We start from the raw sequence: 21309 nt of genomic DNA on the forward strand, positions 1-21309 counted from the left end.
TTCTTAGTAATCTGGTCTTAGGACACCTGTTACAGTTGCCTTAGTTGCTTCGTAGTCGCCATCAACGACGACTTTGATAATGCGTTTGGCATCTTCTTCTGGTGCTGGAACTAGAGGTAAGCGTGTTGGGCCAGCTTCAAATCCCATATAGTTAAGAACAGCTTTAACTGGAGCAGGACTTGGATAAGAGAAGAGGGCATTAACCTTAGGAATGAATTTACGCTGAATTGCTGCGGCTTTCTTCATATCGCTTTCTGCAATGGCAGTAAACATCTCGTGCATTTCATCCCCATTTGTATGAGAGGCAACAGAAATAACCCCATCCGCACCAAGGTTCATGGCATGGAAAGCATCTCCATCCTCACCTGTATAAATCAAGAATTCTTCAGGTTTGTGCTCAATCAAGTAAGCCATATTAGCCAAGCTAGTACATTCTTTGACACCGATAATATTTGGATGGTCAGCCAAGCGAAGCATAGTTTCTGGAGTTAATTCGACAACCACACGACCTGGAATGTTATAGATAATAATTGGTAGGTCAGAAGCATCTGCAATCGCCTTAAAATGCTGATACATTCCTTCTTGAGAAGGTTTGTTGTAGTAAGGAACAATAGCAAGCCCAGCTGCGAAACCACCAAATTCTGCTACTTCTTTGACAAACTCGATAGAGTCACGCGTATCATTGGTACCCACACCCGCAATCAAAGGCACACGTCCATTGACAATCTTTTGTACAGCCGCAAACAGTTCCAACTCTTCATCGTGGGTCAAGGTTGGACTCTCAGCAGTGGTCCCTGCAAGGAGAATTCCGTCTGTATGATGCGCCAACAAATGCTCAATCAAGGCTGGAATGGCATCAAAATTGATGGAACCATCCTCATGGAAGGGGGTAATAAAGGCTGTGATGATTTTACACTCTTTTAAATCTTTATAAGACATGAGAAACACCTCTCTATTTCAAAGAAGGAGTTCATCTGAACTCCTAAACGATATGACTATTTTAATTCAAATTTCAATTCGGCCGTTGGACGAACCAAGCCACGTTCATGAAGAGTTTCTGCAATCTGAACTGAGTTCCAAGCAGCACCTTTGAGCAGGTTATCTGAAACAACCCACATGTGAATTCCTTTTTCTGCATCCAAGTCTTTACGGATACGACCAACAAAGGTATCACGTGAACCCACTGCATTAATGGCTTGAGGATAGATTTGATGAGCCACATCATCTTCAAGGACAGCACCTGGGAAAGCTGCGATAGCTGCTTTTACTTCTTCGATTGGAGCCACTTCTTTTGTTTCGATGTAAACAGACTCAGAGTGAGCTGACAAGACTGGAATACGCACACACGTTGCAGATACTGCAATGCTATCATCTTCCATAATTTTCTTAGTTTCCTTAGTCATCTTCATCTCTTCGTAAGTGTAATCATTGTCAGTGAAGACATCGATTTGTGGAAGAGCATTGAAGGCGATAGGATAATGTTTCTTGTCTCCACCTGAAGGCAAGATTTCGGCATGTAAATCACGTGGTTTCACTCCATCATTCAAGACTTCACGAAGTTCACGTTGTGTCTCAAGAATTGCTCCCATACCAGCACCTGAAACTGCTTGGTAAGTTGAAACAATGATACGGTCCAAGCCCCATTTTTGGCGAACTGGCTCAAGAGCCACCATCATTTGGATTGTTGAACAGTTAGGGCAAGCAATAATCCCGTTGTGGGCATCAAGTGCGTGAGCATTGACCTCTGGAACAACCAAAGGAACATCTGGATTTTGACGGAAGTAAGATGTATTATCTACTACTACCGCTCCAGCTTTAACTGCGTATGGTGCATATTTAGCTGATGTAGAACCACCTGCTGAAAAGAGAGCAATATCAACTCCTTCAAAAGCTGTTTCAGTCGTTTCTTCAATCGTAATATCTTGATCTTTAAATTTCAAAGTCTTGCCTGCTGAACGTGCAGAAGCAAGTAAACGAATTTTATCAATTGGAAGTGTTGATTCTTCCAACATTTTTATCATCTGAGCTCCGACAGCACCTGTCGCGCCGACTACAGCAACTGTATATCCCATAAATAACCTCTTTCGGAATTTTCTAAAAATTTCTATAATAGATGTATTATACTACTTTTTCCATGAATTGCAAAGCTTTTTCATCAATTTTGGAAAATAAAAATCCCCAGTCGTTAGACCAGGGACTAAGAGGCATCTTCATGTGATGAGCAGGTTCACACAACTCATCAAGGTCCGCTCCTGCGTTATGACCTCCTTATGCTCAATAGTAGCCCGAAGACTACCTATCGACTCATCGCGCCTATTATATTACTAGAAATAAGTGATTTTGTCAATAAAAAATTTTTGCAGGATGACTTTTATTATACAAAAGTCAGAATTTTTTCTCGCGAGCATAAGAAAAAAACTCTTGTGTTCAAGAGTTTCTCTGTAAATATCATGCTAATTGCCGGGATTGAACCGGCGACCTCATCCTTACCATGGATGCGCTCTGCCAACTGAGCTAAATCAGCTTACTTAAGAAGTATACTATAGTTAGAAAAACTTGTCAAGTTTCCTTAGAAATTTTCCATAAGAAAAAGCCAGGTAAGAGCCACCTAGCTTCTCTTCGTCTATTTGCTTAAATCAATTCGACGACCAATTTTACCAATGATAATCGCACCAATAATTAATGAGGCAAATTCACCAATCCCTGTTGTGAACCAAGTAAGGAAAAATGGTAATTGCGCTACGATATTCAACTCTGCAGCGATAGTAAACATGGAAATTGAAAAGAGGATTGAAAAGAAGAAATGATCTTTTCGAATTAATCCATTAAAGAGGTAATCTTTGCTGTATTTTGCAAAAAGCCAAACACCTAGACTAAGGAATACTAGAGTTGATCCACCACCAACAAAGACATCTAGCAGTCCGAAGCTAAAGAAATTAGCAATCATACAACCGATAGTAACTCCGATAATGTACTTTGGATTGTAAAAAGCCATAAAGTTCATCATTTCTGAAATACGGAACTGATAAGCACCGTAGCTAATGGCATTTAGGGGTGGTGTGACAGTTAAAACGACATAGATAGCAGCAACGATTGCAATATCTGCAACATCACGAATAGTTAATTTTTTCATCTTTTCTCCTTTGGCGGTTGCCCGCGTGTAATATGCTTGGTGAAAGAAGCTAAGCACCAAGGGTTGATTCAATCAACCTTACTAGTATAGCACAATAACTTGCTTTATGCTATACTAAAAGTATGAAAAAACGCATTCAAAGTCTCTTCGAGAATGAGCTCTTAGCCTATCTCTTTTTTGGTGTAGCAACTACTCTTGTCTCCATTCTATCCCGATTAGTCATTTATCAATTAACCCATAAAGAACTGCTTGCTACTGGACTAGCAAATAGTATCGGTATCCTCTTTGCCTTTTTTACAAATGATAGACTTGTATTTAAGCAAGTTAGGCAGAATTGGCCAAGCCGTTTAGTAAAATTTACTCTAGCACGTCTTTCTACTTTTCTTTTAGACATGTTTTTAACATTTTTCTTTGTGACACAGTTTCCTAATATTATCGGACAATTTGTAAATAATAATATAGACAAGGTTAATAGTATTGAAACCGTTATTTCACAATTCTTGATAATTATCCTCAATTATATTTTTAGTAAGGTATTTATTTTTAAAAAATAAGAAAAAATTAAGCATATTGCTTGCAAGAACTTCTTAATTAATATATAATCAAGAGTAAAAATTTTGGAAAGGAATTATGAAAATGTTAAAAGATCTTAAAGCATTTTTGCTTCGTGGTAATGTTGTTGACCTTGCTGTCGGTGTGATTATTGCCTCTGCTTTTGGTGCTATCGTAACTTCATTCGTTAACGATATCATCACTCCTCTACTATTGAACCCAGCCTTGGAAGCTGCGAAAGTACAAAATATCGCTGAGCTTGCATGGAATGGTGTTACATATGGTAAATTCTTGAGTGCTATTATCAACTTCCTTGTTGTAGGTACTGTTCTCTTCTTCGTTATTAAAGCTATGGAAAAAGCCCAAAGCCTTACTAAGAAAGAAGAAACTGTTGAAGAAGCTCCAGCTGGACCAACTGAATTGGAAGTACTTCAAGAAATCAAAGCTCTTCTTGAGAAAAAATAATCGATTAAAAGGATCTAGCGCAAAGCTAAATCCTTTTTTCTTTACTCTTTTGGTAACTTACCTGCTTTCTCAAGCATTTTCTTAATAAGATAAGGCATCTTAACATTTTCCCGACCTTTTTTCTCAATCAATTTTTTCACAAATTCTGGCATTTGTAAATCTTGAGATTCGGCCAAGATATTTTTCGTCTCATCTGAAGGAACTAACTCATCAAAGGTTTCTTCTTCTGGGAGAAATTCCTTAAACTCTTTGTCCTCATTAGCTCTGACTGTATTAACCAAGGCATCAATCAAACGAGAATCTGTATTTGGCATTGGTGGACGATGGTAGTTTACACCAAATTCCTGACATAAGTCATAACATTCCACATCATTGTCAAACAAGACTTCAATATGCTCGCTAATGAAGCTGATAGGAACAAAAATATAATGGTCTGGATGTTCTTTCCGTTCTCTGAGATACTCTAAGACATCTGGCTTAATCCATGGAATCCCGATATCACTTTCACTTTGCCAAGTGTTAGTATATTGCTCAGAACTCAAACCTAGTTTTTCAGCGACAAGCTTGCTATTTTCAAAAATTTGGTCAATATATGGGTCACCAAAATCCAAGGCAAAAATGGGCACACTGTGGGCTGAAAAGATGACTTTAAAGCTATCCTGCTTTACTTCTTCTTTTAAAATTTTACCAATTTCATCTGCCCAATAGTTTAATAGCGCTTCTTCTTGATACCAGTCCTTAATGACTAAAAATTGAATTTGCTTGCTTTCTAAAAATTTCTCATAACCCATGACAGAGTAGAAAGAATAATGGGGCTCCAAAATCAAGCAAATACACTGTTCAATGCCGTCTGCTTCCATCTGACCAATCACATTTGGAATAAAGGGACTGGAAAACTTATTAGCAAAATAAACACTATACTCATTTCCCAGCCTAGCCTCTACCAAGGCAACCTCTTCACGCGTAATTTTTTGCAGAGGCGTGCCGCCAATTCGTACATAATTATCATAGAGAGTTTGAATTTCGTGGTCTTGAGGTCTCACTCCACGACGAATATTTGTGAAAAAATCAGCCACACCTTCAAAGGTAATCTCTTCTGGCGAACCGAAAGTCATCATTAAAATTGCTTTTTTCATAATCGCTTCCTTGTGATATTTTTATCAAGTTTATTTTATCATTTATCCATTAATAAGTAAACGCCAACATAGCGAATTTCCCTAACTTCTGTCTTTTGTTTTTCTCTCATTTCTATGATACAATGGAAAAAATGAATTCAAAAGGAGTTTTTTATGACTTATCCCAATCTCTTGGACCGCTTCTTAACCTACGTTAAGGTCAATACGCGCTCTGATGAACACTCTACTACTACTCCAAGTACGCAGAGTCAGGTAGATTTTGCTACAAATGTTCTTATTCCTGAAATGAAACGTGTTGGATTACAAAATGTTTATTATCTACCAAATGGTTTTGCAATTGGGACCTTGCCAGCCAATGATCCATCTTTAACACGAAAAATTGGCTTTATATCTCACATGGATACTGCTGACTTTAATGCCGAAGGAGTTAATCCCCAGGTAATTGAAAACTACGATGGTGGTGTGATTGAACTTGGAAATTCTGGTTTCAAACTCGATCCAGCTGACTTTAAGAGTCTTGAGAAATATACAGGACAAACGCTCATCACAACAGATGGAACAACCTTGCTAGGAGCTGATGACAAGTCAGGGATTGCTGAAATTATGACTGCTATTGAATATCTAACTGCTCACCCTGAAATCAAACACTGTGAGATTCGTGTTGGTTTTGGTCCAGATGAAGAAATCGGTGTTGGTGCTAATAAATTTGATGCAGAAGATTTTGATGTTGATTTTGCCTACACAGTTGATGGTGGCCCACTAGGTGAACTTCAGTACGAGACCTTTTCAGCAGCGGGTGCTGAATTGCATTTCCAAGGACGCAATGTCCACCCTGGTACTGCCAAAGGGCAAATGGTCAACGCCCTTCAGTTAGCAATTGATTTTCACAATCAACTTCCAGAGAATGACAGACCTGAGTTAACTGAAGGTTACCAAGGCTTCTACCATCTAATGGATGTGACAGGTAGTGTCGAGGAGGCGCGTGCAAGCTACATCATTCGTGATTTTGAAAAAGATGCCTTTGAAGCGCGTAAAGCAGCCATGCAATCTATCGCTGATAAGATGAATCAAATACTTGGTAGCGACCGTGTCACCCTAAACTTGACAGACCAGTACTACAATATGAAAGAAGTCATTGAAAAAGATATGACTCCAATTACCATTGCCAAAGCAGTTATGGAAGATTTGGGGATTACTCCTATAATCGAACCAATCCGTGGAGGGACAGACGGCTCTAAGATTTCCTTTATGGGAATCCCAACTCCTAATATCTTTGCGGGTGGAGAAAATATGCATGGACGTTTTGAATACGTCAGCCTTCAGACTATGGAACGTGCAGTTGATACCATCATTGGTATCGTAGCTTATAAAGACTAAAAAGACGAGGTAGCTTAGCTACTTCGCCTTTCTTTTTATTCTGCTGGTTTTTCTTGATTTCCAGTACTTGTTGTAGATTCTGTTGTTTCCTTTTCTGAAGCTGGTTCAGCAGGTTTAGAATCTGTTGTGTTGCTTGGTTTGTTTTCGTCGCTTGCAGTTTCACTATTTGATTCTGCAGTTGCTGATGTTTCAGTTTCGGTACTTGTCTTGTCACCATTTGACTCAGCATTTGTCGCTGGAGTTGTTTCTTCACTTGCGCTTGATTTTGACTTGATTTCTTGATTCAAGACCAGAATAGCTTTTGTCAATTCAAGTAAAGCAGCCTTATCTTTACTCTTAGCAGAAAGTTGATCTAGTAGAGCATCCACCTTATCAAAGTCCGCATCAGAACCCTTATTGTTTTCTAAATATGCGTGAAGTGACATGAGGATATCGTAAAGTTTTTGATAGAGTACAAGTGTCTGAGGATCTTGCTCAGCATTTTCCTTCTCTTGTTGAAGGGCGCTAGCGATACGAGTCAAGACATCTTTTACCTGACTGTTTACTTCATCCAAGTCTGCATCAGCCTTGTTTGTGGCAACTTTGAGATTTTCTACTTCTTCTGCCAAGGATTGTCTGATTCCTTCTTCTTGGATTTGCTCCAAGAGTTGATTTGCCTTGCTCAAGAGGCTTTCTACTTCTTCCTTTCTAACATGATTGACATGCTCTTCAGGCATAAAGTCTCCGTACAATTCTTTCAAGAAGCCATAAATAGCTGTCTTGGCACTTTGATTATCAACTTTTTCAGTATCTAGAACTGTCTGACTTGATTTCGAAGTAGTTGGCTGAGCTTTCAAAGCTTCTTCCACTTCTTGTTTTGCCTGATAGATGCTTGGGAATAATTTGTTCAATTCTGCTGCCTTAAGGAAGGATTGAGATTGATACAAGGTCCAAGTCAACTGAGCTACTTTGTTTCGAAGTTCATCACTCAAACGACCGTCATTTACGTGTTCGTAGAAATACTTGATGTATTCTACAGTTGTAACACCTGTTCGATCATTAAAGTCTTGAAGAGCTTGAAGTTGTGATTCAACCGCTGCTAAACCAGCCTCATCTTTTGCCAATTTAGCTTCTTGAAGTCGAACAAGAAGATCTTTCTTAGGAAGTCCATAAGAGTCTGTATCCAGTGTATTGATTTTATCAATCAAGGCCTGATATTTCTTATCTAGAGCACTGGTTACAACAGGTTTGACACTTTCATCAATATGGATATATTGCTTATCAAAAAGATCAAGTGTCGCAAGATAACCTGCTGTAGAGTTAGTTGCCAGTTTCTTCATGTTTTCAGTAAACTGACCTAAGGCTAACTCAATTTGTCTTTGTTCGATAGGCTTGTCTTTGTAGATACTTCTGCTATCAGCTAGAAGTTGATCTACTTTTGCCAAGACTGCCTTCTCATCAAAAGCTCCAGGTTGATAATTGGATTGCAGGGCTGGAATCTTGTTTTTCAAAGCCACTTCATATCCCTTAGTTTGAACCTTGATGTAGTGATTATGGTCGCCATGAGGAATCACAAAACTACCATTTTCTACCTGTAAGCTATACGGAGACACGCCATCTCTCAAAGCAGTCGTGTAGAGTTCGTTTAGGAAATCAAGTTCTGGATTGCCAGTCTGGAGTGGAAGTCGAACGTGTTCCTTACGAACAGCATAGGGATGGATATGAGTTGGATCATAAGCTTGGTCTGGATTTCCAAAGACAAAGAATCCGTTTGAAATTCTAATCGCTTCAAGTGGAACTCCGTATGTTTTAGAAATATAAGCAATCTTTTCTTCATCGCTAGCATCTCTTGAGAAAGACTCTACCGTTTTAGCAAGAGGTTTTACAGGCTCCGCATCATGATGTGTTTTCAAATGGTCTTGTGCAGCCTTAATTTGCTCTGCTGTCAAATCTTTCTTGAAGAAGTAATGATTATGATCACCGTGTGACATGACAAAGCCTTGATCATCCTCACTGATGACACGATCGGCATCAAAACCATGATCATGGTCTTCATCATGATGGTGGTCATGATCATCGCCATCGTGCTCATCATTGGATGGGCTTGGTGTTGCTGTATTTGCCCCTTTCAAGTGGTCTTGCGCTGCCTTGATTTGATCAGCAGTCAAATCCTTCTTGAAGAAGTAATGATTGTGGTCGCCGTGACTCATGATAAATCCTGCTTCATCTTCAGCAATAATACGATTGGCATCAAAGCCGTGTCCACCTTCTTCATGTTCCTCATGTGAAACACTAGGATTGACTGGAAGAGATGGCGAAGGTGTTGTTAGACCATTATTTGGAAGAGTCGGTTGACCAATTTGATTCGCCTTAGGAATGTAATGGAAATGATCACCATGTCTGACGATATAAGCTGTGGCTGTTTCTTCAACGATATCTTTAGGATTAAAGATATAACCATCAGATGTTGAAGGAATTTCCTTATTTAACGTTGAAGAAGCATTATTCAATATAGATGGATTACTTGGAAGACTTCCTAGACTAGACGCTACTTCATGAGGTTTTTCATTTGTAGAAACTGTAGAACCAGTTCCACCGATAGGCACCATTCTAGCAATCTTTTCTTCTAAAGCAGAGAGTTTGCTGTAAGGAATAAAGTGATAATGGTCACCATGCGGAATCGCAACTCCATTTGGTGTACGACTGATAATCTTAGCAGGGTCAAAGACTAAGCCATCTGATTCACTGTAACGTTTGTCGCTAGGTGAATCGTAGAGTTCTTTCAATAGACTTTGGAGATTTTCAACTTTGCTTTCTGGCTTGCTAGTTAATCCTTGCACTGTAGATTGAGTATTATTCTCACTAGCTGTTGAAGAATAGCTTAGCTGACTTGGTTGCGTATTTTTGCCAGCTAAATGAGCTTTTGCTGCTGCTAACTCACTAGCAGACAAATCACTTTTTGGAATATAGTGGTAGTGACCTCCGTGAGGAACGATATAAGCATCACCAGTATCTTCAATAATATCAGCTGGATTAAAGACATAACCATCATCTGTTGTATAGCGTCCCTGAGACCTTGCTACAGCAACATCAGCGCCGACCTTCTCATTATCTTTGACATGTTCTTGTTTTTGACGATTGATTTCATCCTTGGTTCGAACATTATCAGCATGAGCTGTATCTTTCAGGTAGACATAATATTTTCCATCGACCTTGATGATATAACCACCCTTGACTTCATTGACAATATCAGCATCTTTAAGTTGATAATTAGCATCCTTCATCAAAAGTTCTTCACTGAAAATCGCATCATAAGGAACTTTCCCATCATAGTAATGATAGTGATCACCGTGTGACGTCACATAGCCCTGATCTGTAATTTTGATAACAATTTGCTCAGCCTGAATTCCTTCTTTTTGACTGACCTGATCTGGTTTCAGGTTTTCAGTTTTCTGACTTGACTGGCTACCATCCACATAAGAGACACGATTATTGTCCTTATTTTCCTGCGAGCGATGCTGGTTCAGTGCATAGGCGCAAAGACTCAAGGATACGATAACAGCTGATCCAGCTGCTATATATTTTTTACTGAATTTCATAAATCCCTCATTTCAATAAATGATGAAGCTATTTCTTAACTTCTTTTTCTCGGTTAAACAGTTTTTCTAAACTGGTTATTTAACCAATTAATTAACCAGTAAATAGTTTACCTTTTTTAAGTTTATCTGTCAAGATTTTTATATCATTTTAAAAAATAAAAGCCAGTATTGCTACTGACTCTTACATCATTTTGATTTATAGTATAAAGTTTATACTTCTGATTTCGTCGTAACTGACTCACTACCTTTTAACAAAGCAAGCAATTTTTCTGCTTCTGCCATAATGCCATTATTATCCATGGTTTGCAGGTTCAAGTTATTTCGTAAACCAGCTAGACTCTCTGCCACATTGTCTTTCAAACTAGCATCGGTTACTGTATCAAGTAGAGCTTCTACTTCTTTGAGTTTGGCTTCTACTTTTTCAGTCTCTACTTGAGGAACTTTATCCTCATCTGTAGTATCTTCAGCTTCTTCCTCTGTCTCTTCCGTATCGGTGCTTGGTTTATACAGATTATCTGCTGAAGGGGTTGAACCTGTATGATTTTCTTTTCCATTGGATTCAGGACGGGTTGACTCGTCTGATTCATGATGATCTTCCTTATCTTCATCAGATTTACTGTCTTTGTCTGCCTTATTTTTACGAACATGGTCACTTGCGTTTCCCCATCCATTATCTGAATGCGGACGTTCGTTTGGATGTTCTACATAGTATTTTACAGTCGCAAAGAGATCCTCTAAACTATAGCCTTTAGGTGCCTCATAAAGTCCTTCGTCAAACCACCCAAATTTAATGTTATGGTAATGGTCGTAATGAGGTATAATTAAGCTACCATTTTTAACTTCAACAGTATGTTGTAGATTGTAAGGAATATGATCAAGTGGAACCTTTTTAGCTGCTTTCACTTTATTATAGATTGCTTCTACTCCTTTAACCTCAGTATTTCCTGAACCCTGATTATCTGTTGAAGGAGGCGTCAAACCTTTCTCTTTAGCATAAGCCTGAGCTGCTGCTCTTTCAGCTTCAGACAAACTCTCTTTCTTAATCCAATGGCTATGGGTCATATGAGGTGTTACATAAGCATCTCCCTCATCACTGGTAATATCACGAGTGTCAAAGATATAGCCATCCTCTGTTGTATACTTACCTGCTAATTTCGCTAATTTAATTTCATCGTCTGCATAAGCAATTTGAGAATTTGGCTTACCAAGACGTTCTGGATGGGTAATTGGTGCTAGGAATGCTAATAAATCATCTACTAATTTTCCTTTATTAGAAGATTCATCATTCAAGCGTTCCGCTAATTTGTCTAAGGCTTGGAAATCAGAAGTACGACCCTTATTTTCAGACAAGGCTTTATGAGCCTCGGCCAATAAATTATATGCTTTATCATAAAATTCTTGGTCACGAGGAGCGACATTTTCTTTCTTCGCAACTAAATCGTGTGTTTCTTGAGTTTTCTTAGACAAGAGATTTTCAATAGCATCAATCTTATCCTTGGCCAAATCTTTAGCTAGAACATAACGACTAACGTCCTTATTCTCGACAATATATCCGTCGCCAACTTTTCTAACAACCTGGTTGACATCAAATTCTGTCGGTTTATTTTCCACTGGTGCTAAAGGTTTGGTAGTAGGGGCTGGCTTCAGAGGAGTAACACTTGGCAAGACACTGCCATTTTGTCCCTTGACAGCTACCATACGAGCCAATTTTTCTTCCAAAGGTGACATTTGTGAATAAGGAATAAAGTGATAATGGTCTCCGTGAGGCACAGCAACACCGTTAGCTGTACGTTTGATGATTTGTGCCGGATCAAAGACTAATCCATCAGATTCCACATGGCGTTCTGATAAAGGTTTGGCATACAATTCACTTAAAAGTGTTGGGATATCTTCCCCTTGATTTTGATGATATGTTGGGGTGACAGTCAGGTTTGGAGTCTCTGTCAAACTTGGTTGGACTGGTTTAGCATTATCACTACTTGGTTTACTTGAACTTGTAGCAGAATGAGACTGTTTACCATTCCAATAAGCTTGGGCAGCAGCCAATTCTCCTGCAGACAAATCACTCTTAGGTATATAGTGGAAATGATTGCCGTGCGGTACAACAAAAGCGTCACCTGTATCTTCAATCACATCTGTCGGACTAAAGACATACCCATCATCCGTTGTATAGGCACCTCCAGTTGCTCGATTCGGTGCCGGCGTATTGAGATTAAAGTTTGGTTTAATGGTTGAACTTGGTGTTGAACTTGTTTTCTCAAGACTGCTTGGTTTCGTATTGTCAGAATGACTTTGAACTGGCTGACCTCCAATTGGTAGATTTCGAGCCAATTTTTCTTCCAAGGCAGACATTTGCGAATAAGGAATGAAATGGAAATGATCTCCGTGAGGAACTGCCACACCATTGGCAGTACGTTTTGTAATCTGTGCTGGGTCAAATACTAATCCATCAGACTCCACATGACGTTGGCTAAGTGGCAAAGCGTATAATTCTTGAAGGAGACTAGCTAAATCCTCACTTTGACTTTCAGGAGCTTTGGCAGAATCTTGAGGAGCCTCAGATTGACTCATTCTCACACTAGATCTTGTTTCAGCTCTACTTGAACGATATTCAACCGTACTTAATTGGCCACCTTTCCCAGATAAGAAGGCTTGGGCAGCAGCTAATTCACTGGCAGACAAATCACTCTTCGGAATATAGTGGAAGTGATTGCCATGAGGAACGATATAGGCATCACCCGTGTCCTCAATGATATCAGATGCATTGAAGATATACCCATCATCCGTTGTGTAGCGTCCTTGGGCTCTGGCTGCAACAACTGCCTGATCGTTAGAACCACCCCCGTGATTACTACTATGTTCCTGTTTCTGACGTTTAATCTCTTCTTTTGTACGAATATTGTCCGCATGGGCGGCATCCTTGAGGTAAACATAGTATTTACCGTCTACCTTAATTACATAACCACCCTTGATTTCATTGACAATGTCTGAATCCTTCAACTGATAATTTGGATCTTTCATCAGCAGTTCTTCACTGATGATAGCGTCATAAGGAACCTTGCCATTATAGTAATGATAATGATCTCCATGAGAGGTCACATAACCTTGATCCGTAATCTTGATAACAATTTGTTCGGCGTTGATTCCCTCTCTCTTACTAACTTCATCTGGTGTCAAGTTCTCTGCTTTTTGACCAGCCTGATCACCATCTATATAAGCTACTCGATTAGAATCTTTCTTAACTTGACCAGCTTGGTAACGACCAAGTTCATAGGAACAAACGCTTATGGCAAGGACTGCCACCGAACCCGCTACATATTTTTTATTGATTTTCATAATCTCCTCATTTCAATTCTTCTGCTAAAACACTCATATTTTCTTCAAGATTTTCTAGATAGGTCTTGTCATTTTGTGGGTCTGCCTCTAAAGGATTCAGAGTTTTAAGACCCACACCTGTTGATTTGACAAGAGTTTCAGCTACTTTTGAAGAAGCATTACTTTCTGTAAAAATCGTTTTAACCTTATAGGTCTTAACAAATTCCTGAATTTCTGTTAGTTGTCTTGGACTTGGTTCTTGTTCTGGAGAGATACCAGCGATTCCAAGTTGATTAAGTCCAAATCTCTTAGCTAGATAAGAAAAGGCTGTATGTTGTGTTACAAAAGTCTTCTGACTCGCTTTTTCAAATTTAGGTTGGAATTTCTTAGTTAGTTCCTGAGCGTTTTTGATAAAGGTTTCCGCATTTTTTTGATAAGTTTCTTTATGTTCACTATCCACCTCTGAAAGTTTATCAGCGATAATCTGGGCTTCTTCACCAGCTTTTTCAGGATCTAGCCAAGTGTGAGGATCATAGAGCGTTTTTTCATCAACTCCGTCCCCTGCTTCCACATCTTCTAGCCCTGGGACGCGGTCTAAAGTCATTCCCTCTGAAGCCTCTAAAACCTTCACTTTGGATTTTTTAAGATTGGGATCTAGACTTCCTGCCCAAGATTCGAGCGTATGAGAATGGTAAACAAAGACATCTGCATCATAGATAGCTGCGATATCATTTGCCGAAGGTTCAAAGGAGTGAATTCCACTACTTGACTGAATCATCCGAACATCATTCAAGTCACCAGATACTTCCTTGACCATAGCGTAGATAGGATAAAAACTGGTCACAATTTTCATCCCTTTCCCAGTCTGACTTTCCTTTTGGCCACAAGCCCCTAAACACAAAAGAAAGATACTTAACAATACTAAAAATAAACTCTGTTTTTTCATAAACAACCCCTTAACTATTTAATTAACTGGTAAACATTCTACTCCTAAAAATTTAATCTGTCAAGCTATTTTTAGAAAAAATTTGAAATTTCTTTCACATATAAAAATCTGCTAAGTTCCAATAACTCAACAGATTCTCACTTTATTCTTCTATGGTAGAATGCTTATAACCATAAGTAAAGTAAATAATACTTCCTACTAACAATGCAACTAGGAAAGCAATCCAAGTTTCCATATTATACTGCAACATAAAGGATAAACAAATGATGATTGATAAAATCGGTAACAGAGGTACCAATGGTGTTTTAAATTCTCCAGCTTTGGGCATTCCTTTTTCTTTCCGTAAGCGAATCAGACCATAAGCCAGCATGATCAAGTAGGCCAAGGTACAAATATTTAAGAAGGCTGCGATACTAGCAAGAGGGAACATTCCTGCTGCTACTGCTGAAGCTAGACCGGTCAAGATAGTAGCATTCTTTGGTACCTTGCTAGTCTTTGTTAATTCTTTAAAGGCGGCAGGCATCAATCCGTCACGCGCTAAACTGTAAATCATACGAGATAGGGCATAAGTCATTGAGATACAAACCGTAATCAAGGTTAAGATAGCAACTAATGATACATAGTTGGCTGCCCAACTGATCCCAACGCTACGAAGGGCAAAGGCAACGGCATCGTCGACATTTAGATGGCTATAATGGACCACACCAGTTAAGACAAGCGTCACCAAGGCATAAAGAATGGTTACGATAGAAAGCGATAAGACAATCCCTCTAGGAATATTTTTTTGAGGAGTCTTGACCTCATCTACAGCCATAGAGATGGATTCGAAGCCTAAAAATCCAAAGAACATTAAGGACGCACCAGCCATAATACCAGTACTAGCACCATAGATTTGTCCAAAACCATAAGGAGCAAAATTGCTCCAATTATCAAGCTTGATATGCCAAATTCCCACCAAAATAAAGAGAGCTAAAGCGGAAAATTTCAAAATCACTAGAATAGAATTAAAACGTAATGCTGCTTTAGCATTGAGTAAAACAAGTGAGGTCACCAATACCAAGACAAGAATAGGCAATAAATCAACAAATGTCCCTGCTTGAGGATTAAAGGTACCATTTAAAGCCTGAGGAAGGGCTATCCCATATTGAGAGAGCAAGCCTTTAAAATAAGCTGCCCAACCCGAAGCCACACCAGATATGGCTGTCATGAATTCCATCATGGTTAACCAACCAGCCAACCAAGCTGGGAATTCTCCTAAAATAGCATAGAGATAGCTGTAGGCACCACCTGTAGCGGGTACTCGTGAAGCAAATTCTGCAAAAAAGAGGGCTGATAATCCTACACACAAGGCAGAAATGACGATTGAAATCACTAGGGCTGGACCCGCTAGAGTTGCGGCTGCAGTACCTGTTATTGTAAAGACACCTGTCCCTACCATGGCTCCGATACCCAGCAAAATCAAATCCCATAACTTCAAATGCCTGTGCATCTCCGTTTTATCCAAACTAACATTTTTTGTTCTAAATATATTCATCTTTGACTCCAAAATAAAATGATGATTCTATTTTACCATAAATATAGGATATTTGTGAATATTTATAAAACATTTTCCTAAAAAAATCTGACTACATCTTGTAATCAGATTTTTATCGATTCTATTTCATTTCTTTAAAGGCTGCTTCTGCATCCGAGTTGCTGATAACACCAAATTGAATCTTTCCAATCTTTCCTTGACTATCAATCAAGTATTCTGTAGGAATGCTTCGGATTTGATAAGCTTGGAAGGTTGTTGCTTTTGTGTCATAAAGAACTGGGATATCCTTATAACCTTGATCTTGGAACCATTGTGGGAATTGCTCTACAGTTTTTTCACCTTGAATTCCTGGTGCAATAACACTAAGAATTTCGAAATCGCGATCTGGTTTTGCAGCTAATTCCATCAACTCAGGCATGCTTTTCTTACATGGACCACACCATGAAGCCCAAAACTTCAAGTAGACTTTTTTACCCTTATAATCAGATAACTTGACTTCTTTGCCATCCATTGATTGCAAGGTAAAGTCTGGAGCCTCTTTTCCAACAGCAATTTGTTGTACAGTCGTTTGTTGCTGTTGTTTTGGGGTTTGTTCTGGTGCTTGAGTCTTTTTAGGCTCTTCCTCACCACAAGCCATCAATACAACCAATGACAAGAGGCTTAAGCCAGCAAACATTACTTTTTTCATTTGTTCTCCTTTATTCAAAAATTCCAGCTAGAACATTTACTTGTCCTAATAGTAACAAAATTCCCATTAAAATAATGAGCAAACCACCAATTTTCTTCAGTAACATCATATGACGTTTGATTTTACTAAAATAAGGCATCACTACACCAGAAGCTAGAGCCAAAACCAAGAAAGGAATAGCCATCCCTAGAGTGTAAATAAGAGTATAGATAGCTCCTTGCCAAGCACCATTGCCTCCAGAAGCCGCAAGCGCTAAAACAGAACTTAAAACTGGACCAATACAAGGCGTCCAACCAAAGCTAAAAGTAATACCGAGTAAAAAGGCTGACCAATAACGATTGGCTTCTGATTTCTTAAAAGTAAAGCTTTTTTGAACCTCTAATTTCTTAAAATGAAAAATTTCCATCTGGTGAAGGCCTAAAATGATAATAATTGTTCCCATGGTATATCGAAACCAATTGGTGTAGAGAATATTACCAAAGTAACCAGCACCGAATCCTAGAATAAAGAAAATGAGTGAAATGCCTGCGATAAAGCAAAGAGTTCGAATCAGACCTGACCAGGCAACCTTTCTCCCAAACAAAGAAAAGCTTTTTGCGCTTTCCTGATCATCCAGCAAAATTCCAGTATAAACAGGTAACAGAGGAAAAATGCAAGGGGAAAAGAAGGACAAGATCCCTGCTAAAAAAACGGAGATTGAAAATACTATCGTTTCCAATAAAGAACCAACTTTCTTAATAATTCTAATCCTATTTTACTATAATCAATTTCATTTGTATGATTTCTGCTACGCAATTTGAATTAGTCTGTATTTGAAAGATTTTCCGGTACTAGTTCATTCAGATTCTGGCCCTTTTTTGCCTCCCTATACACAAAAAAGCCTACTGCTCAAGCTAGAAAACTTGATACAATAGGCTTTTTAAAGGTTGATTATTTAACAGCGTCTTTAAGAGCTTTACCAGCTTTGAATGCTGGTACTTTAGAAGCTGCAATTGTGATTTCTTTACCAGTTTGTGGGTTGCGACCTTTACGTGCAGCACGCTCACGAACTTCAAAGTTACCAAAACCGATCAATTGAACTTTTTCACCAGCTGCAAGGTAGTCAGCTACTGCTGAGAATACAGCTTCAACTGCTGCTGCTGAGTCTTTCTTAGTCAATTCTGTAGCTTCTGCTACTTTAGCGATCAAATCTTGTTTGTTTGCCATGTTAATGATTCCTCCAATTTAATTTCTAATTAACAATTATAATCATATCCTAAAATCCCTTTTAGGTCAAGTTAAAAACGCTATTTCTTCCCATTTTATTTATTTTTTTAAGAGTAGTAACGTACTAAAATAGCCCAAGCGTTCTCACCCGTGTGAGTTTGAATAATAGAGCCCGTTTCCAAAACTGAAATAGGCTTTTCAACATAAGCTTGTAAGCTTTCTTTCATCTCTTTTGCCCAATCAGCACTACCAGAATATGAAATTCCAATCTCTGCTACAGAACGTTCAGTTAGCGAACTTGTCAGCTCATCCAACCATTTTTTAAAAGTTTTAGCTCCACGCCCTTTTACGATTGGCTGCAATTCATGGTCTTTCATCTGCATGACAACACGTATATTGAGAAGGGAGCTCAACAATCCAGTTACACGGCCAATTCGTCCACCTTTGACAAGATTTTCCAAAGTAGAAACACCAATATAGAGTTCTGTGTGTTTTTTTACCTCTTCTATATGAGATAAAATTGCATCCATATCTTTTCCTTCTTGTGCTAACTTCGCAGCCTCAACAACCTGGAATTTCAGGGCTTGGTCAGTGAAGGAACTATCAATAACTGTCACGTCGGCAGTAGATAAACTAGCACCCTGTCGCGCTGCTTCTACAGTACCAGAAAGAGCATGGGACATATGAATAGCAAGAATCTGGCTACCATCCTTGCATAGGTCTTCAAAAACTTCAGCGAAGACACCTACAGGGGGCTGGCTTGTTTTCGGGAGATTCTTACTTGCTTGCATCAACTGAAGAAATTTACCTTCTTCTTTCAAATCCGCATCAGAATAAACAACATTATCAATCATTACAGATAACGGAACAACAGTGATATCTAATTGTTTTACTAGTTCAGGTTCAATAGTAACAGATGAATCGGTTACAATCTTAATTTTTGTCATAGTATCAATCTTTCTATTTTAGGATTCAGATTGGTTTTCTTACTTTTAATTATATCAAAAAAAGATTAAAAATCCTAATGGAGTCATTCAAATTTTCCTTAAAAATTTGATATAATCTACTTATAAGAAAAGAGGTCCCTATGATTAAAAAAATTTATCCCATTTTAACCATTTTACTAGGTGCTGCTATCTATGCTTTTGGTCTAACTTATTTTGTAGTTCCTCATCATCTCTTTGAAGGAGGGGCGACAGGTATTACCCTTATCACCTTTTATCTTTTTAAAATCCCTGTTTCTCTCATGAACCTGCTGATTAATATTCCCCTTTTCATACTAGCTTGGAAGATTTTTGGAGCAAAGTCCCTCTATTCTAGTTTGCTAGGAACCGTAGCCTTGTCCGCCTGGTTGGCCTTTTTTGAACGTATTCCCCTTCATATTGAGCTTCAAGGTGATTTACTAATCACTGCCCTTATAGCTGGAATTCTATTGGGAATTGGTCTTGGAATTATCTTTAATGCTGGAGGTACAACTGGTGGAACTGATATTGTAGCTCGTATTATCAATAAATACACTCATATATCTATGGGAAAACTGCTTTTTATCTTAGATTTTTGTATTCTCATGCTTATTCTCCTAATCTTTAAGGATCTGAGATTAGTTACCTACACGCTCTTATTTGATTTTATCGTTTCTCGTGTTATTGATTTGATCGGCGAAGGTGGCTATGCAGGTAAAGGATTTATGATTATCACAAAACGTCCTGACCAACTTGCTAAGGCGATTAATGATGACCTAGGAAGAGGCGTTACTTTCATCTCAGGTCAAGGTTATTATAGTCGAGAAGATTTAAAAATAATTTACTGTATTGTCGGAAGAAATGAAATTGTGAAAATGAAGGAAATGATTCATCGAATTGATCCTCAAGCCTTTATAACTATTACAGAAGCTCACGAAATCCTTGGCGAAGGCTTTACTTTTGAAAAAGAATAAAAAGAGGTAATGTACTGAATTGATTTCTTTTAGAATCTACAATAATAACGTGAAACAATGATAATTTCTCCATCAAAGTAATCCTTTAAATCTTCTGTCGTGAGAGTATCGAATTGACTACTAAAATCAAGAAGATATAATTCCTCTACACCCTCTCGGTTTTACTTTCTTTCACGTTCAGTAGAGTTCAAAATATGTAAAAACAATTCCGAATGATAAGGCTCTAAAGCAATCTTTAAAGATTCATTAAAGGTCATGACTACGATAGGCAATAAATGCTTCATCGCAGCCTTGTTGGCAACACGAAATAATTATTTATCAGATAGTTTGCCAATATCTTTGTGGTTTTTATAGAAAATCTGAAACATATTTTTTACCTGAAGTGTAACAGTGTAGAAAATTCATTTTTTGAAATGATAATAATGTACAAGATATTGAGGTAAGAATTTTAAAACCAGAAAAACGCATTATATCAGGCACTTAAAAACATGATACAATGCGTTTATTTAATATGAAAAGATCTAGTGGATTCTTTAGAAATGAACTTCCAGCAGCCTTTTCACTTTTTATTAATAAGTCCCTTCTTCACCTTGGCTAGTCAAGATAACAGGTCCATCTTTCGTAATGACAAATTGGTGTTCATATTGGCATGACAGTCCACCGTCAATGGTTTTATGCGCCCAACCGGTCTTCATATCTGTATCGATTTCCCAGTCACCTGTATTGATCATTGGTTCAATAGTCAAGACCATTCCTTCACGAAGACGGAGTCCTCGACCTGCAATACCATAGTTAGGAACCATTGGTTCTTCGTGCATGGTTGGGCCAACACCATGACCAACCAAATCACGCACTACACCGTATCCACGACTTTCAGCGTATTCTTGAATCGCTGCTCCAATATCACCGATACGGTTTCCAACAACAGCCTGCTCAATCCCCTTGTACATGGCTTCTTTAGTTACATCCATCAAGTTTTTCACTTCTTCGGACGGTGTACCGACAGCATAAGCCCAACAAGAGTCTGCTAGACCACCAGAATAGCTCTGAGTGTATTTCTTCATTTGATCCACATTGTTGAAGTTTAATTTTGAGACATTCAGGTCAGATTTAGCAATTGGGCCTCCCAAAACCATATCAACCTTGAGCAAATCACCATCTTTCAAAATATAGTGACGAGGGAAAGCGTGAGCTACTTCATCGTTTAAAGAGCAGCAGGTAGCATAAGGATAGTCCATCATAGCACCGTCAACTCCAATCTGAAGCGGAAGGAAATTTTCTTCTTTACAACGACGGCGAACGTATTCTTCAACTTCCCACATATCTACGCCTGGCTTAACCAAATCACGCAAGCCTATATGAATACTTGCTAGAAAATCACCGGCCTTATCCATAGCTTCGATTTCACGAGCTGATTTTAATGTTATCATTTTTTCTCCTAGT

Annotated in this window: 17 protein-coding genes, 1 tRNA gene, 1 pseudogene and 1 riboswitch; of the genes and pseudogenes, 4 read left to right on the forward strand and 15 right to left on the reverse strand. The window is 38.5% G+C overall.

The features are described from left to right. Positions 1-3: 3 nt before the first annotated feature. The 4 genes from dapA to TZ90_RS04530 form a co-directional block, all read right to left on the reverse strand. On the reverse strand, positions 4-939 hold the full coding sequence (gene dapA / locus TZ90_RS04515) for a 4-hydroxy-tetrahydrodipicolinate synthase (RefSeq protein WP_004254315.1): 936 nt from the start codon (positions 937-939) through the stop codon (positions 4-6). A 56-nt stretch (positions 940-995) separates the two neighbouring features. Further along, positions 996-2072: an aspartate-semialdehyde dehydrogenase gene (locus tag TZ90_RS04520; RefSeq protein ID WP_000542462.1), complete on the reverse strand. Its 1077-nt coding sequence runs from the start codon at positions 2070-2072 to the stop codon at positions 996-998. Between the two features lie 379 nt (positions 2073-2451). Next, a tRNA-Thr gene (locus TZ90_RS04525) sits at positions 2452-2524 on the reverse strand. Positions 2525-2623: 99 nt separating this feature from the next. Next, positions 2624-3133 (reverse strand): QueT transporter family protein, encoded by a 510-nt coding sequence (locus tag TZ90_RS04530; RefSeq protein WP_000737072.1) that lies wholly within the window; start codon positions 3131-3133, stop codon positions 2624-2626. Next, positions 3131-3227: riboswitch (PreQ1 riboswitch) on the reverse strand. It overlaps the preceding gene by 3 nt. 28 nt (positions 3228-3255) lie before the next feature. Here TZ90_RS04530 and TZ90_RS04535 point away from each other — a divergent pair. Together TZ90_RS04535 and mscL are read left to right on the forward strand one after the other, a co-directional pair. After that, the gene (locus TZ90_RS04535; RefSeq protein ID WP_000746186.1) at positions 3256-3687 is read left to right on the forward strand and encodes a GtrA family protein; all 432 of its coding nucleotides are present in this window, start codon (positions 3256-3258) and stop codon (positions 3685-3687) included. 82 nt (positions 3688-3769) lie between these two features. Beyond that, positions 3770-4150, forward strand: coding sequence for a large conductance mechanosensitive channel protein MscL (gene mscL, locus TZ90_RS04540; protein ID WP_000910199.1), 381 nt, complete (start codon positions 3770-3772; stop codon positions 4148-4150). Positions 4151-4191: 41 nt separating this feature from the next. Here mscL and hemH read toward each other — a convergent pair whose 3' ends face one another. After that, entirely contained in the window at positions 4192-5286 is a 1095-nt protein-coding gene (gene hemH / locus TZ90_RS04545; RefSeq protein ID WP_045611723.1) for a ferrochelatase, read from the reverse strand. 153 nt (positions 5287-5439) lie between these two features. Between hemH and pepT the strand changes: the two genes are divergently transcribed. Next, entirely contained in the window at positions 5440-6663 is a 1224-nt protein-coding gene (gene pepT / locus TZ90_RS04550; protein WP_045611725.1) for a peptidase T, read from the forward strand. Between the two features lie 35 nt (positions 6664-6698). Here pepT and TZ90_RS10640 read toward each other — a convergent pair whose 3' ends face one another. The 8 genes from TZ90_RS10640 to TZ90_RS04590 all read right to left on the reverse strand — a co-directional run bounded on the left by TZ90_RS10640 (position 6699) and on the right by TZ90_RS04590 (position 18877). Further along, entirely contained in the window at positions 6699-10241 is a 3543-nt protein-coding gene (locus tag TZ90_RS10640; RefSeq protein ID WP_045611726.1) for a pneumococcal-type histidine triad protein, read from the reverse strand. 210 nt (positions 10242-10451) lie between these two features. Next, a complete protein-coding gene (locus TZ90_RS04560; RefSeq protein WP_045611727.1) occupies positions 10452-13577 on the reverse strand; it encodes a pneumococcal-type histidine triad protein in 3126 nt (1041 codons plus the stop codon). Positions 13578-13584: 7 nt separating this feature from the next. Then, positions 13585-14502 carry a zinc-binding lipoprotein AdcAII gene (adcAII, locus tag TZ90_RS04565; protein WP_045611728.1) on the reverse strand — a complete coding sequence of 306 codons (918 nt, stop codon included), beginning with the start codon at positions 14500-14502 and terminating at the stop codon, positions 13585-13587. A 142-nt stretch (positions 14503-14644) separates the two neighbouring features. After that, on the reverse strand, positions 14645-16036 hold the full coding sequence (locus TZ90_RS04570) for an APC family permease (protein WP_001020315.1): 1392 nt from the start codon (positions 16034-16036) through the stop codon (positions 14645-14647). A 121-nt stretch (positions 16037-16157) separates the two neighbouring features. Beyond that, entirely contained in the window at positions 16158-16724 is a 567-nt protein-coding gene (gene sdbB / locus TZ90_RS04575) for a thiol-disulfide oxidoreductase-associated lipoprotein SdbB (RefSeq protein ID WP_045611730.1), read from the reverse strand. Between the two features lie 10 nt (positions 16725-16734). Further along, positions 16735-17442, reverse strand: a complete 708-nt coding sequence (ccdA2, locus tag TZ90_RS04580) for a thiol-disulfide oxidoreductase-associated membrane protein CcdA2 (RefSeq protein ID WP_025171153.1) — start codon at positions 17440-17442, stop codon at positions 16735-16737. A 212-nt stretch (positions 17443-17654) separates the two neighbouring features. Continuing rightward, entirely contained in the window at positions 17655-17930 is a 276-nt protein-coding gene (locus tag TZ90_RS04585; protein WP_001284642.1) for an HU family DNA-binding protein, read from the reverse strand. Between the two features lie 107 nt (positions 17931-18037). Continuing rightward, positions 18038-18877, reverse strand: coding sequence for a DegV family protein (locus TZ90_RS04590; RefSeq protein ID WP_045611731.1), 840 nt, complete (start codon positions 18875-18877; stop codon positions 18038-18040). Positions 18878-19017: 140 nt separating this feature from the next. On the opposite strand from TZ90_RS04590, the gene TZ90_RS04595 reads away from it, so the two are divergent. Further along, positions 19018-19866 carry a YitT family protein gene (locus TZ90_RS04595; RefSeq protein WP_045611733.1) on the forward strand — a complete coding sequence of 283 codons (849 nt, stop codon included), beginning with the start codon at positions 19018-19020 and terminating at the stop codon, positions 19864-19866. A 53-nt stretch (positions 19867-19919) separates the two neighbouring features. Here TZ90_RS04595 and TZ90_RS09905 read toward each other — a convergent pair. Both TZ90_RS09905 and TZ90_RS04600 read right to left on the reverse strand, forming a co-directional pair. Next, a pseudogene (locus TZ90_RS09905) lies at positions 19920-20177 on the reverse strand (nucleotidyl transferase family protein); the annotation flags it as partial. A gap of 258 nt (positions 20178-20435) precedes the next feature. Further along, positions 20436-21296, reverse strand: a complete 861-nt coding sequence (locus tag TZ90_RS04600) for a methionyl aminopeptidase (RefSeq protein WP_004254270.1) — start codon at positions 21294-21296, stop codon at positions 20436-20438. Positions 21297-21309: the final 13 nt, after the last annotated feature.

Source organism: Streptococcus mitis, from assembly GCF_000960005.1.
GTDB lineage: Bacteria > Bacillota > Bacilli > Lactobacillales > Streptococcaceae > Streptococcus > Streptococcus mitis_CK.

Coding starts and splice junctions, on each gene's coding strand:
- TZ90_RS04570 (WP_001020315.1), bottom strand. CDS start 16,036: ATGAATATATTTAGAACAAAAAATGTTAGTTTGGATAAAACGGAGATG.
- TZ90_RS04530 (WP_000737072.1), bottom strand. CDS start 3,133: ATGAAAAAATTAACTATTCGTGATGTTGCAGATATTGCAATCGTTGCT.
- dapA (WP_004254315.1), bottom strand. CDS start 939: ATGTCTTATAAAGATTTAAAAGAGTGTAAAATCATCACAGCCTTTATT.
- TZ90_RS04600 (WP_004254270.1), bottom strand. CDS start 21,296: ATGATAACATTAAAATCAGCTCGTGAAATCGAAGCTATGGATAAGGCC.
- TZ90_RS10640 (WP_045611726.1), bottom strand. CDS start 10,241: ATGAAATTCAGTAAAAAATATATAGCAGCTGGATCAGCTGTTATCGTA.
- TZ90_RS04585 (WP_001284642.1), bottom strand. CDS start 17,930: ATGGCAAACAAACAAGATTTGATCGCTAAAGTAGCAGAAGCTACAGAA.
- sdbB (WP_045611730.1), bottom strand. CDS start 16,724: ATGAAAAAAGTAATGTTTGCTGGCTTAAGCCTCTTGTCATTGGTTGTA.
- pepT (WP_045611725.1), top strand. CDS start 5,440: ATGACTTATCCCAATCTCTTGGACCGCTTCTTAACCTACGTTAAGGTC.
- mscL (WP_000910199.1), top strand. CDS start 3,770: ATGTTAAAAGATCTTAAAGCATTTTTGCTTCGTGGTAATGTTGTTGAC.
- TZ90_RS04560 (WP_045611727.1), bottom strand. CDS start 13,577: ATGAAAATCAATAAAAAATATGTAGCGGGTTCGGTGGCAGTCCTTGCC.
- TZ90_RS04520 (WP_000542462.1), bottom strand. CDS start 2,072: ATGGGATATACAGTTGCTGTAGTCGGCGCGACAGGTGCTGTCGGAGCT.
- TZ90_RS04535 (WP_000746186.1), top strand. CDS start 3,256: ATGAAAAAACGCATTCAAAGTCTCTTCGAGAATGAGCTCTTAGCCTAT.
- hemH (WP_045611723.1), bottom strand. CDS start 5,286: ATGAAAAAAGCAATTTTAATGATGACTTTCGGTTCGCCAGAAGAGATT.
- adcAII (WP_045611728.1), bottom strand. CDS start 14,502: ATGAAAAAACAGAGTTTATTTTTAGTATTGTTAAGTATCTTTCTTTTG.
- TZ90_RS04595 (WP_045611733.1), top strand. CDS start 19,018: ATGATTAAAAAAATTTATCCCATTTTAACCATTTTACTAGGTGCTGCT.
- TZ90_RS04590 (WP_045611731.1), bottom strand. CDS start 18,877: ATGACAAAAATTAAGATTGTAACCGATTCATCTGTTACTATTGAACCT.